The sequence below is a fragment of the Pectobacterium punjabense genome (assembly GCF_012427845.1).
GTDB classification, from domain to species: Bacteria; Pseudomonadota; Gammaproteobacteria; order Enterobacterales; family Enterobacteriaceae; genus Pectobacterium; species Pectobacterium punjabense.
Genome location: NZ_CP038498.1, coordinates 2,314,898 through 2,326,941, shown reverse-complemented (window position 1 = coordinate 2,326,941; position 12,044 = coordinate 2,314,898). Strand labels below are relative to the sequence as shown.

General features: G+C 48.3%; 10 protein-coding genes, 1 tRNA gene, 1 other RNA gene and 1 riboswitch. Of the genes, 7 read left to right on the top strand and 5 right to left on the bottom strand.

The genetic code is table 11. The features are described from left to right. Window positions 1–7 precede the first annotated feature (7 nt). Window positions 8–2,683, top strand: coding sequence for a bifunctional acetaldehyde-CoA/alcohol dehydrogenase (adhE, locus tag E2566_RS10490; protein ID WP_107170416.1), 2,676 nt, complete (start codon window positions 8–10; stop codon window positions 2,681–2,683). Window positions 2,684–2,826: 143 nt separating this feature from the next. Here the strand turns inward: adhE and E2566_RS10485 are convergent, their stop codons facing one another. Then, a complete protein-coding gene (locus tag E2566_RS10485) occupies window positions 2,827–3,423 on the bottom strand; it encodes a thymidine kinase (RefSeq protein WP_107170417.1) in 597 nt (198 codons plus the stop codon). 820 nt (window positions 3,424–4,243) lie between these two features. On the opposite strand from E2566_RS10485, the gene hns reads away from it, so the two are divergent. Next, the gene (gene hns / locus E2566_RS10480) at window positions 4,244–4,651 is read left to right on the top strand and encodes a histone-like nucleoid-structuring protein H-NS (protein ID WP_107171071.1); all 408 of its coding nucleotides are present in this window, start codon (window positions 4,244–4,246) and stop codon (window positions 4,649–4,651) included. A gap of 143 nt (window positions 4,652–4,794) precedes the next feature. Here hns and galU read toward each other — a convergent pair whose 3' ends face one another. From galU to rssA, 3 genes are all read right to left on the bottom strand, one after another. Then, complete coding sequence (galU, locus tag E2566_RS10475) at window positions 4,795–5,706, bottom strand: UTP--glucose-1-phosphate uridylyltransferase GalU (RefSeq protein WP_107171072.1); 912 nt, start codon at window positions 5,704–5,706, stop codon at window positions 4,795–4,797. A 207-nt stretch (window positions 5,707–5,913) separates the two neighbouring features. Next, window positions 5,914–6,930: a two-component system response regulator RssB gene (gene rssB / locus E2566_RS10470; protein WP_107171073.1), complete on the bottom strand. Its 1,017-nt coding sequence runs from the start codon at window positions 6,928–6,930 to the stop codon at window positions 5,914–5,916. Between the two features lie 116 nt (window positions 6,931–7,046). Then, window positions 7,047–7,958 carry a patatin-like phospholipase RssA gene (gene rssA / locus E2566_RS10465; protein WP_107171075.1) on the bottom strand — a complete coding sequence of 304 codons (912 nt, stop codon included), beginning with the start codon at window positions 7,956–7,958 and terminating at the stop codon, window positions 7,047–7,049. Between the two features lie 132 nt (window positions 7,959–8,090). Between rssA and E2566_RS10460 the strand changes: the two genes are divergently transcribed. From E2566_RS10460 to E2566_RS10445, 4 genes are all read left to right on the top strand, one after another. After that, entirely contained in the window at window positions 8,091–8,558 is a 468-nt protein-coding gene (locus E2566_RS10460; RefSeq protein ID WP_107171074.1) for a YchJ family protein, read from the top strand. Window positions 8,559–8,641: 83 nt separating this feature from the next. After that, window positions 8,642–9,490, top strand: a complete 849-nt coding sequence (gene purU, locus E2566_RS10455; protein ID WP_005968735.1) for a formyltetrahydrofolate deformylase — start codon at window positions 8,642–8,644, stop codon at window positions 9,488–9,490. 154 nt (window positions 9,491–9,644) lie between these two features. Beyond that, window positions 9,645–9,729 (top strand) — tRNA-Tyr (locus E2566_RS10450). A 43-nt stretch (window positions 9,730–9,772) separates the two neighbouring features. Beyond that, window positions 9,773–9,902, top strand: a non-coding RNA gene (locus tag E2566_RS10445) — RtT sRNA. 189 nt (window positions 9,903–10,091) lie between these two features. Here the strand turns inward: E2566_RS10445 and E2566_RS10440 are convergent. Continuing rightward, on the bottom strand, window positions 10,092–10,718 hold the full coding sequence (locus tag E2566_RS10440) for a trimeric intracellular cation channel family protein (RefSeq protein ID WP_107171096.1): 627 nt from the start codon (window positions 10,716–10,718) through the stop codon (window positions 10,092–10,094). Between the two features lie 21 nt (window positions 10,719–10,739). Next, window positions 10,740–10,835, bottom strand: a riboswitch (glycine riboswitch). A gap of 390 nt (window positions 10,836–11,225) precedes the next feature. Here E2566_RS10440 and xthA point away from each other — a divergent pair. Beyond that, window positions 11,226–12,032 carry an exodeoxyribonuclease III gene (gene xthA, locus E2566_RS10435; RefSeq protein WP_107171097.1) on the top strand — a complete coding sequence of 269 codons (807 nt, stop codon included), beginning with the start codon at window positions 11,226–11,228 and terminating at the stop codon, window positions 12,030–12,032. Window positions 12,033–12,044: the final 12 nt, after the last annotated feature.

Genomic DNA, 12,044 nt, shown 5'->3' with positions numbered 1-12,044 from the left:
GAGCATTATGGCCGTAACCAACGTTGCTGAACTTAACGCATTGGTCGAAAGAGTAAGAAAGGCACAGCAGGAATTTGCCACTTACACTCAGGAACAAGTAGACAAGATCTTCCGCGCTGCCGCACTCGCTGCATCGGATGCCCGTATCCCGCTGGCAAAAATGGCCGTTGCTGAATCGGGCATGGGGATCGTGGAAGATAAAGTCATCAAAAACCATTTCGCATCCGAGTACATTTATAACGCCTATCAGGATGAAAAAACCTGCGGCGTCCTCTCTACTGACGACACTTTCGGTACTATTACCATTGCAGAGCCTATCGGCCTGATTTGCGGTATTGTTCCCACCACCAACCCCACTTCTACCGCAATATTTAAAGCGTTGATCAGCCTGAAGACCCGCAACGGGATTATCTTTTCTCCCCATCCTCGCGCAAAAAATGCGACCAACAAAGCCGCGGACATCGTTCTGCAAGCAGCAATTGCCGCAGGCGCACCGAAAGATATCATCGGCTGGATTGATCAACCTTCTGTCGAATTGTCCAACCAATTGATGCACCACCCAGACATCAACCTGATTCTGGCTACTGGTGGCCCAGGCATGGTGAAGGCTGCATACAGTTCTGGTAAGCCAGCAATCGGCGTAGGTGCCGGTAACACCCCCGTTGTCGTTGACGAAACCGCGGATATCAAGCGGGCCGTCGCCTCTATTCTGATGTCGAAAACCTTCGATAACGGCGTCATTTGTGCGTCAGAGCAGTCCGTCATCGTGGTAGACAGTGTCTATGATGCCGTGCGTGAACGTTTTGCTACCCACGGCGGCTACATGCTGAAAGGCAAAGAACTCCATGCTGTACAAGGTATTCTGCTGAAAAACGGTTCACTCAATGCCGACATTGTGGGCCAGCCTGCGCCGAAAATCGCAGAGATGGCGGGTATCACCGTCCCTGCTAACACCAAAGTACTGATAGGTGAAGTGACGGCCGTTGATGAATCTGAACCGTTTGCCCATGAAAAACTGTCGCCAACACTCGCGATGTACCGTGCGAAAGACTTCAACGACGCCGTCATTAAAGCGGAAAAATTGGTCGCAATGGGTGGCATCGGTCACACATCCTGCCTCTATACCGATCAAGACAATCAGCCAGAACGCGTAAATCATTTCGGTAATATGATGAAAACGGCGCGTATCTTGATTAACACGCCGGCGTCTCAGGGCGGTATCGGCGATCTCTACAACTTCAAACTCGCCCCGTCTCTGACGCTGGGATGTGGCTCTTGGGGAGGAAACTCCATTTCCGAAAACGTCGGTCCGAAGCATTTGATCAACAAGAAAACGGTAGCCAAGCGAGCAGAGAATATGTTGTGGCATAAACTTCCAAAATCTATTTATTTCCGTCGCGGCTCACTGCCAATCGCACTTGAAGAAGTTGCCTCCGATGGTGCAAAACGTGCATTTATCGTGACCGACCGTTTTCTGTTCAACAATGGTTATGTCGATCAGGTCACTTCCGTGCTGAAACACCACGGACTGGAAACCGAAGTTTTCTTTGAGGTTGAGGCCGATCCGACTCTGAGCATCGTGCGTAAAGGTGCAGAACAAATGCACTCCTTCAAGCCGGATGTCATTATCGCGCTGGGTGGCGGTTCACCAATGGATGCCGCTAAGATCATGTGGGTAATGTATGAACATCCTACGACACACTTTGAAGAGCTGGCATTGCGCTTTATGGATATCCGTAAACGTATCTACAAGTTCCCGAAAATGGGTGTCAAAGCCAAAATGGTGGCGATTACTACCACATCCGGCACGGGTTCCGAAGTTACGCCGTTTGCCGTGGTAACCGACGATGCAACCGGGCAGAAGTATCCATTAGCAGACTATGCTTTGACGCCAGATATGGCGATTGTTGACGCAAACCTGGTCATGAACATGCCGAAATCACTGTGTGCGTTTGGCGGGCTCGATGCCGTGACGCACTCACTGGAAGCCTATGTTTCCGTGCTGGCAAACGAATATTCGGACGGACAGGCGTTACAAGCGCTGAAGCTTCTGAAAGAAAACCTGCCAGACAGCTACCGTGACGGCGCGAAAAACCCGGTTGCCCGTGAACGCGTGCACAACGCTGCGACGATTGCCGGTATCGCGTTTGCCAACGCCTTCCTCGGCGTCTGTCACTCAATGGCACATAAACTTGGCTCTGAGTTCCATATTCCACACGGCCTGGCTAACGCCCTACTGATCTCTAACGTGATTCGCTATAACGCGAATGACAACCCGACCAAACAGACGACATTCAGTCAGTATGACCGTCCGCAAGCACGCCGTCGTTACGCTGAAATCGCCGATCATCTGCGCCTGACTGCACCTAGCGATCGTACTGCGCAGAAAATCGAGAAATTGCTGAACTGGCTGGAAGAAATGAAGACTGAACTGGGAATCCCAACATCCATCCGTGAAGCTGGCGTACAGGAGGCCGATTTCCTGGCCAAGGTCGATAAGCTGTCAGAAGATGCGTTCGACGATCAGTGTACTGGCGCTAACCCGCGCTATCCGTTGATTTCCGAATTGAAACAGATTCTGCTGGATACTTACTATGGTCGTAAGTTCTCTGAAGAGATAAAAACGGAAGAGGTTGAACCTGTAGCGAAAGCGGCAAAAACCAGCAAGAAAGCCGCACATTAACACGTCGGTTATTATTGACTTAAGTTATCGCTTTGCAATACCCAACCCTTTTAGGGTTGGGTATTTTTATTACAGAAGCCCAATGCTGGCACGCCTTAGGACATCGGTTATTAATAGCCTCTACTGTCGGCTATTTAGCCGCCTTACTCGCTTTCTTTACGGGTTAATCCCAGCGCAATTTTATAATGCTTGCGGCATACCGAAACATAACTTTCATTGCCACCAATAACAACCTGCTCCCCTTCATGGACAGCATTACCCTGTGCATCTAACCGCAATACACAGTTGGCTTTACGACCACAATGACAGACTGTTTTTAACTCGATCAGCTTATCAGCCCACGCCAATAAATAGTGGCTACCAGAAAACAAATCGCCACGAAAATCAGTACGCAATCCGTAACACAATACTGGGATATCTAATTGGTCTACGACATCGGAAAGCTCACTCACCTGCTCGCGGGTTAAAAATTGACATTCGTCAATTAATACACAGTCTACAGGTTGGGTACGGTGCTCTTTCTCCAACAATCCAAATAAGGATGTCTGCGGATTAAACAATAATGCCGGAGAAGAAAGGCCTATACGTGAACTTACTATCCCCACACCGTGCCGATTATCTATTTCTGCGGTGAACACCAGCGTGCGCATCCCACGTTCCTGGTAGTTATATGACGACTGCAATAGTGCTGTCGATTTCCCTGCATTCATTGCAGAATAATAAAAATAAAGTTGAGCCACTCAGCTACTCCAAAAGGCAGGGGATATACTCATAATACTTCAAGTTGCATGTGCGTTGGCTGCGTTTAAATACTCGGTCCGTCGTGAACCCAGCCCTAAAAAGCCGTGGCAGGCAGTGTTCAAATCGACTTAAGCAGATTTGTTCTGTTCTTGCCGCGTTACGATGCTCATCGCTGAACATGGTCCTAAAGGGTTAACGCTTAGTGTTGTTCAAAACGAATACGTTTTGTCCTGAAACTCGAATTATTTGGCGTATATGATATTCGTATCGTAAGAACTTATTGTAACAACTCGTCTTCCCGCTATGCAATGGGCTATTCCTCGACCACTCGTTGTCCAATCAGCAACCACCAGAGTTCGGTTATGATAAAAGATATAAACATCTCTTATACTCCAAATAATTCGAGTTTCAGGAAGGCGGCAAGAGAAGGACAAATTCGTCGGGAACGAATTTGACCAGCCAAAGGCTGGCCTTCGGTGAGAGACAGGATGTCTCTCATTTAATCCCGATGAGCTTACTCAAGTAAGTGATTCGGGTGACTGAACGTAGCCAACGCACATGCAACTTGAAACATGACGAGTATATAACAATAGCGCAGCGTCAATAAGCCATCGGCATCGTTTGCAGTAAAAAAACAGCATACCAAATGTATTTTTTTGATAACCAGAAAGTATTTATATTTATGTAACATATGATGTGAGTTCTGTTTTAAAAATGACGTTTTTTAACAAACTTACAAATTTGACTATTGCAGAAAAGAAAATAGCACTCTATTATCACACTACACGCCACCAATAATATTAATTTGAGATTATCACAATGAGCGAAGCACTAAAGATTCTTAACAACATCCGTACTCTGCGTGCCCAGGCAAGAGAATGTACCCTGGATACTTTAGAAGAAATGCTGGAAAAACTGGAAGTCGTGGTTAATGAACGCCGCGAAGAAGATAGCCAGGTTCAGGCTGAAGTTGAAGAACGTGCGCGTAAATTGCAACAATATCGCGATATGCTGATTGCCGATGGTATTGACCCTAACGAATTATTACAGTCTTTAGGTTCAGTGAAAGTTGCAGGTAAAAGCAAACGCGCTGCCCGCCCTGCAAAATATCAATATACTGACGAAAACAACGAAGTGAAAACCTGGACCGGCCAAGGTCGTACACCAGCAGTAATCAAAAAAGCAATCGAAGAGCAAGGTAAATCTTTAGACGATTTCCTGCTGTAATCTTGCTTAAACCCTGAATACTAAAAACCCCCGATAGCTTCGGGGGTTTTTCTTTGAAACGTCTTTTAAGAAAAGAAAACAGATAGGTTGCCGCGTTGTCAGCTCTCTGTTTAGTGTAAACAGAGAGCAATAATTACCTTCTGTTATTTTTCTTCTGCGTCAATTGTTTCCTGCAACCATTGTGCGAACTCTTGGCCTAAACCGTCATGGCGTAAGCCATATTCCACGAATGCCTGCATATAGCCGAGTTTATTACCACAGTCATGGCTCACACCTTTCAGGTGATACGCCTCTACCGTTTCTTTTTCCATCAACATCGCAATGGCGTCAGTCAGCTGAATTTCATTACCTGCACCCGGTGGTGTTTTCTCCAGCAGCGACCAAATATCAGCAGAAAGCACATAACGACCAACGACCGCTAAATTAGACGGTGCTTCGGAAGCTTTAGGTTTTTCAACCACGCCAACCATAGGGACGCTATCCCCCGCTTTTAATTCGACGCCTTTGCAATCCACCACACCATAGCTACTTACATTTTCAACCGGCTCAACCATAATCTGGCTGTGGCCTGTAGTAGAGAAACGTTGCAGCATTTCGCTCAGGTTATCTTTCTTCAGATCGGATTCATATTCATCAATAATCACATCCGGCAGAATAACCGCGACAGGCTCATCTCCAACTAACGGATGCGCGCACAATACGGCATGGCCCAATCCTTTCGCTAATCCCTGACGTACCTGCATAATGGTAACGTGTTTAGGGCAGATGGATTGAATTTCCTCCAATAGCTGACGTTTAACCCGCTTCTCCAATATAGCTTCCAGTTCAAAACTGGTATCGAAATGGTTTTCAATAGAATTCTTAGACGAGTGTGTAACCAAAATAATTTCATTAATCCCTGCGGCGATACACTCATTAACAACATATTGGATCAGCGGTTTATCTACCAACGGCAGCATTTCTTTAGGGATAGCTTTGGTAGCAGGCAGCATACGCGTCCCTAATCCAGCAACCGGTATGACCGCTTTTTTTACTTTTTTATTCACAATAGACATAAACAGCCTCTTATATACCGTTCAAATAATGAACTTTATTTATCTAAGCAAGATAACCGATGGAGTATAACGATTTTAACAAGGACACGCTTGTCCCAACGTTACCGTTCAATAAAAAATAAGATAACTCCCTACATCGTAGGAAATAAAGAATAATACCGAAAGGTAGGTATTACCCGAAATCAACATCCGCGTCGTTCTATCAGGCTATTCTGTCGTCAACATCAGTCGTAAGCGGCCGCCGCCCCCCCATATCTGACATTGCCATGCTTCACACTGATAATTAAGCTGATTGAGATAGGCTCCTTCAAGTGTTCCCAAAGGAACCCCGCTATTCAATGCGACCTGCTGCTCGTTAACATTTAGCGTGGCGTTTAGCCCGGCAGAGATAAGTATCAGCTGTTTCAGCGGCCGATGATAATACCCCACAAGCAAAGGAAAACGGCCATCCAGACTCGCCTGCCGCAGCAGTTGGTTTACCTGCTTTAATAACGTCGGCAAATACGGTAAACGGTGTTGCTGATCGGCCAAATGTTCCTGAAGTAGTCCATTGAACAACGTTCGAAGCAGCAACGCTGCCAGTGTTCCATTATTATTGGCACCTTGAGTGACATCAAGGCAATAGAATGCCAACTCATCTTCAGAAAGCGCGGCGATGTCTAACACGAGCCCCGGTTGTTCCGCCGTCGTTAGTTGCCGGTAGTTAACGCGGCAGCGAGCAAGCGTTTGCTGAACGGGGGGTTGCAATTGAGCAAGCAGTTTATTTATCGCTTCAGGCGATTGATTGAGGGAATCCATATCCTGCATCAGTTGATCCATCTCATTAAGTTGCGAGGTGAACATGTCAGGATAGAGGCAGGACATCACAGCTTCACGCAAACGCGTGTAATCACGAATAGGCTTAAGCAATACATCCTGAACGCCTAGACGCAAGACTTTTGCAATATCCGCCATTTGGCTGGTTGCAGAAATGACGAGTATTGGCGTGTCGTTGTCCTTCAAGCGCAAATGTTCAAGGAACTCGATCCCGCCCATCGTCGGCATCTTCAGATCGCAAATCATTAAATCGGGTTGGTAATGTTCAAGAATACTTAGCGCATCTAATCCATTAATCGCTTCCCGAATAGAAGCCCCAAGAGAAGTCAGATAACCAGCGAGCACAGATCGAAAAACGGCCTCGTCATCAATGACTAAAATATGCTTACCCGCCAGTGGTTGTTCCATCAGTACCCCTTACTTCAAACACCGAATAATCACACTTGCTTTAGCGCCAATGCGCCGGATAGATGGCACACCACGTCCTCTTCATTTGTTCTCTCAACGGCTGTATGCACTTTTTACTATGCCTCTTTCGCTAGCGGTAACAATTCATCACGTATCTTTTCCACCGCCTTATAGCCAGCTTCTATCGCCTCCTGTGCCCGATGGAAATCTAACGTAGCGATCTGGGGACAATTAGGTTGTAACAGTATGTCAGGTGGATCGCCCGCCATTCGCATCATTTTCAACCTGTTTTCCAGAATCTGGATCGATGTGCTCATTATCTCCATCGCCGTGGGTGAACTTTCTGCTTGCTGGCGTCGGCCTCTCAGTAAACGTTCCCGGATTCTACTCCGCCAATCTTGTGGAGCATTGTCTATATCAATGTCCACCTCTGATGCCGTTGGCTTAATCGACAGCAGATCCTGATGATTAAGGCTAGCATCATGCTGGAGATCGACAGCAATCACGATATCAGCGCCCATTGCTCGCGCCAGAGAGACGGGAACAGGGTTAACCACCGCACCATCCACCAGCCAGTAATCGTTAAATCGAACGGGGGATAACAAGCCAGGCATACTGCAAGACGCCCGCATTGCCTGATGCAAGTCGCCTTCTGTCAGCCACAGTTCACGACCAGTGCTGAGATTTGTTGTCACCACACCATATTTGATCGCACAGTCTTCAATCTGTGTTGTATGTAACAAATGCTTCACACTATTAAAAACACGATCGCCGCGCAACAGACTGCCACGCTGCCAGGAGAGATCCATCAACCGAATCACGTCCCAGTAGCCAAATCCCCTCACCCACCGATCCATCGAGGGCAAATTGTTTGTCGCATACGCCGCACCAACCAACGCACCAATAGAACAACCCGCGACAACATCGACATCTATCCCCAGCTCGGTTAACGCATTAAATACCCCTATATGCGCCCATCCTTTCGCCGCCCCAGATCCCAAGGCTATTCCAATCTTTTTCCGCTGCATGATTGTTCCACCCATCTTCATTTTAGCGCACATTGCTACACGTAGAGTTTCTTAGGTAACATATCGGCATCCTGCATAGGGATCTGTTTATTATCTATCAGTTTTTATCTTAAATTTTCTTCAGGAGACGTTGTGTCAGAATCTTGCCCCTGTTGCAGTGGGTTGCAGTATAACGCATGCTGTCAACCCTATCTCACGCATGCCGCAACCGCGGCCGAGCCCGTTCTGTTAATGCGTTCGCGTTACACAGCTTACGTCAAACACGATGTCGACTACCTTATCGCTACCTGGCATCCCGATTGCCAGCCCGATAAATGGCGTGAGTCTCTCACTGCAAGCTGTCAGAATTCACAGTGGCTCGGCCTCACTATACTGGCAACGTCTCCTGGAAAAACGCCCGATGAGGGCTATGTGGAATTCGCCGCACGTTATCTATCAGAAACCGACAGTCAGCGAACAGAATTAATGCGAGAGCGCTCACGCTTCCTTCGCCAGCATAATCGCTGGTACTATATAGACGGCGTTCATATGCAGACAGGCAGAAATGAACCTTGCCCGTGTGGTTCCGGCAAAAAATACAAAAAGTGTTGCGGACAATAGAACACCGGCAGTCGTCCACGCGGCGTTATCGCTGCGTTACCATAAGATCGTTATTTTAGTTTTCGGACAGGACCCACGCGCTCATGCAATCCCAAAATATACAAAGAAAAGTATTACGAACCATTTGCCCCGACGCAAAAGGGCTCATCGCGAAAATTACGAATATTTGTTATAAGCACGAACTGAACATCGTACAAAACAATGAGTTTGTTGATCATCGCACTGGCCGCTTTTTCATGCGGACCGAGTTGGAAGGGATTTTCAACGACACCACGCTGTTAGCCGATCTGGACAGCGCGCTTCCCGAAGGATCTTCTCGCGAATTAACCGCAGCAGGCCGCCGTCGCATCGTGGTCTTGGTGACAAAAGAAGCCCACTGCCTGGGCGATCTGTTGATGAAAAGCGCCTACGGTGGTTTGGATGTCGAAATCGCTGCCGTCATCGGCAACCACGATACCTTACAGACACTGGTTGAACGGTTTGATATTCCCTTCCATTTAGTCAGTCATGAAGGGTTAACGCGCGAAGAACACGATCAACAGATGATCGCGCAGATCGACCAATACAAACCTGATTACGTTGTACTGGCGAAATACATGCGTGTCCTGACACCAGCGTTCGTGCAGCATTACCCGAATCAGGTGATTAACATCCACCATTCATTCTTACCCGCCTTTATTGGTGCCCGCCCGTACCATCAAGCTTACGAGCGCGGTGTAAAAATCATTGGCGCGACAGCTCACTACGTCAACGATAATCTGGATGAAGGCCCGATCATCATGCAGGACGTCATTCACGTTGACCATACTTACTCGGGTGATGACATGATGCGTGCAGGCCGTGACGTTGAGAAAAACGTTCTCAGCCGTGCCCTGTATCGCGTACTGGCGCAACGTGTTTTTGTCTACGGTAACCGCACCATTATTCTGTAATCGGTTGATCGGACATCTTTTTGTATAAGGATGCGCCGAACGGAATAAAAAAACGGCAAGCGCATTTATTTTTCATATATAGCCCTTTACAGGGGCGTGTCATTTGATATGATGCGCCCCGCTTGGAGCGAAAGCGACTTGCAGCAAGGCCAGTGGTGGGGTTCCCGAGCGGCCAAAGGGAGCAGACTGTAAATCTGCCGTCACAGACTTCGAAGGTTCGAATCCTTCCCCCACCACCATTTCAAAGCAATACTTCTGAATGACATCCCAACACAAAAGCATTAGATTCCCGTTAGGGGAAGGTGAGAACCTTCGACCAAGGTTCGACAAAGCCGGTACGGTTTTGAGCAACGCGCAGCGTTGACCCGCAGGGTGAGGTGCGAAGCACCGAATTATCCTTCCCCCACCACCATTTCAAAGCAATACTTCTGAATGACATCCCAACACAAAAGCATTAGATTCCCGTTAGGGGAAGGTGAGAACCTTCGACCAAGGTTCGACAAAGCCGGTACGGTTTTGAGCAACGCGCAGCGTTATTTTCCCCTACCGCCACTTGCTCTAATAAGCAACGTAATATCATGGGATGGGGGAAAAAATAACCTTACGCCTTCCCTTTCCAGCGTCCGGGTACATAAGAGAATACGGGGAGTTGCCATGACCAGCGAATTGCCGCCAGACGCACAGCCAGACCAATAGTGAATGACGTCAGCAGGTTAATATCGTGGTTGACGTTAAACGATTTTAATCCCAGATATAACAGCGCAACTAACAGCGAAACGCTGGCGTACAGTTCCTTCTTCAGTACCATTGGCGTGCGGTTGCAGAAGATATCGCGCAATATGCCACCGAAAATGCCGGTCACGATACCCGCCATGACCACTACCGTCATCGAATAATTCAATTTCAGCGCCACATTGCAGCCAATGATGGTAAAGGCAATCAGCCCCATCGCATCCAGCACCAGAAAGAGACGGTGCAAATGGTGCATGAAGCGCGCAATGATAATGGTGAAAAGGCCCGCACCAATGGTGAGGTAGATATAGCCAGGATGCTGCGTCCAGCCGATGGGATAATTACCAAGGAGAATATCGCGAACGGTGCCACCGCCAAGTGCGGTAATGAAGGCAATCATGCCTACGCCAAAAATATCCATATTGCGACGTCCAGCGGCCAGCGCCCCGGACATCCCCTCTGCCGTGATCGCGATCAGATAGATGTAAGTCAGCACACAAGTTATCCTGTGAAATGTGCCACTCCCTCTGTCCGCTTTACCTGAGAGTTTACGCAGCAGAGCTGCTTGCCCCTTCGGTGGGTTGCATTGCAACCTCTCTCCAGTTGGCTTCAATGGAATTCGCAGTTAGGGTAGCCTGAGCGATTATGGGAGTTTGCGCCTTCGGCGGAGCGTTATATATACCCTAAATAATTCGAGTTGCATGAAGGCGGCGACACAGTGAATCCCCAGGAGCTTACACCAGTAAGTGACTGGGGTGAGCGAGGAATGCCAACGCACATGCAGCTTGAAGTATGACGGGTACACGCCCTCTCTCCTGCGAGGAGCGGAGTATAACGGTCGATAAGCCTCGTGTTCAACTGAATATAAGTGAATCTTATTTTCAGCCGTTTTCATCTGCCACAACCGTTCCTCCTTGCCAGTCTGAAAGCGCAGCCTAGCCGTGACGCCATGCTCCATTTTCTGCTACCATCTGGTCACATTTTTTAGCGAATGGCAGCGAACATGAAAGTTGTATCTTTTAACATCAATGGCCTACGAGCGCGCCCTCATCAGTTGGCCGCCATTATCGAACAACACCAGCCAGACGTGATCGGGTTGCAGGAAACCAAAGTCCACGATGACATGTTTCCGTTAGAGGATGTCAGCCAGTACGGTTACCACGTTTATTATCACGGACAGAAGGGTCACTACGGCGTCGCGCTGCTGTGTAAAGAGAAACCCCTTGAAGTCCGTCGCGGTTTCCCAACGGATGAAGACGATGCACAACGCCGGATCATCATGGCGGACTTCGCCACCGAGCACGGCACGCTTACGGTAGTAAACGGCTATTTCCCACAGGGAGAAAGCCGCGACCATCCCGTGAAATTCCCCGCTAAGACGCGCTTCTATCAGGATCTGCAAACCTATCTGGAGCAACATCACAGCGCGACACAACCGTTGATTGTGATGGGGGATGTCAATATCAGCCCAACCGATCTGGATATCGGGATCGGCGAAGAAAACCGCAAGCGCTGGTTACGTACCGGAAAATGCTCCTTCTTACCAGAAGAGCGTGAATGGATGGCGCGTTTGCAAGGGTGGGGACTCGTCGACACCTTCCGTGCTGCCAATCCAGAGAACAATGACCGTTTCTCATGGTTTGACTACCGCTCTTCTGGGTTTGATGACAACCGTGGCCTGCGTATCGACCTGATTCTTGCCAGCACCTTCCTGGCCGAACGCTGTGTCGCCACGGGTATTGATTACAATATTCGTGGAATGGAAAAACCTTCCGACCATGCGCCGATCTGGGCGGAATTTACACTTTAAAACGAGTGTACA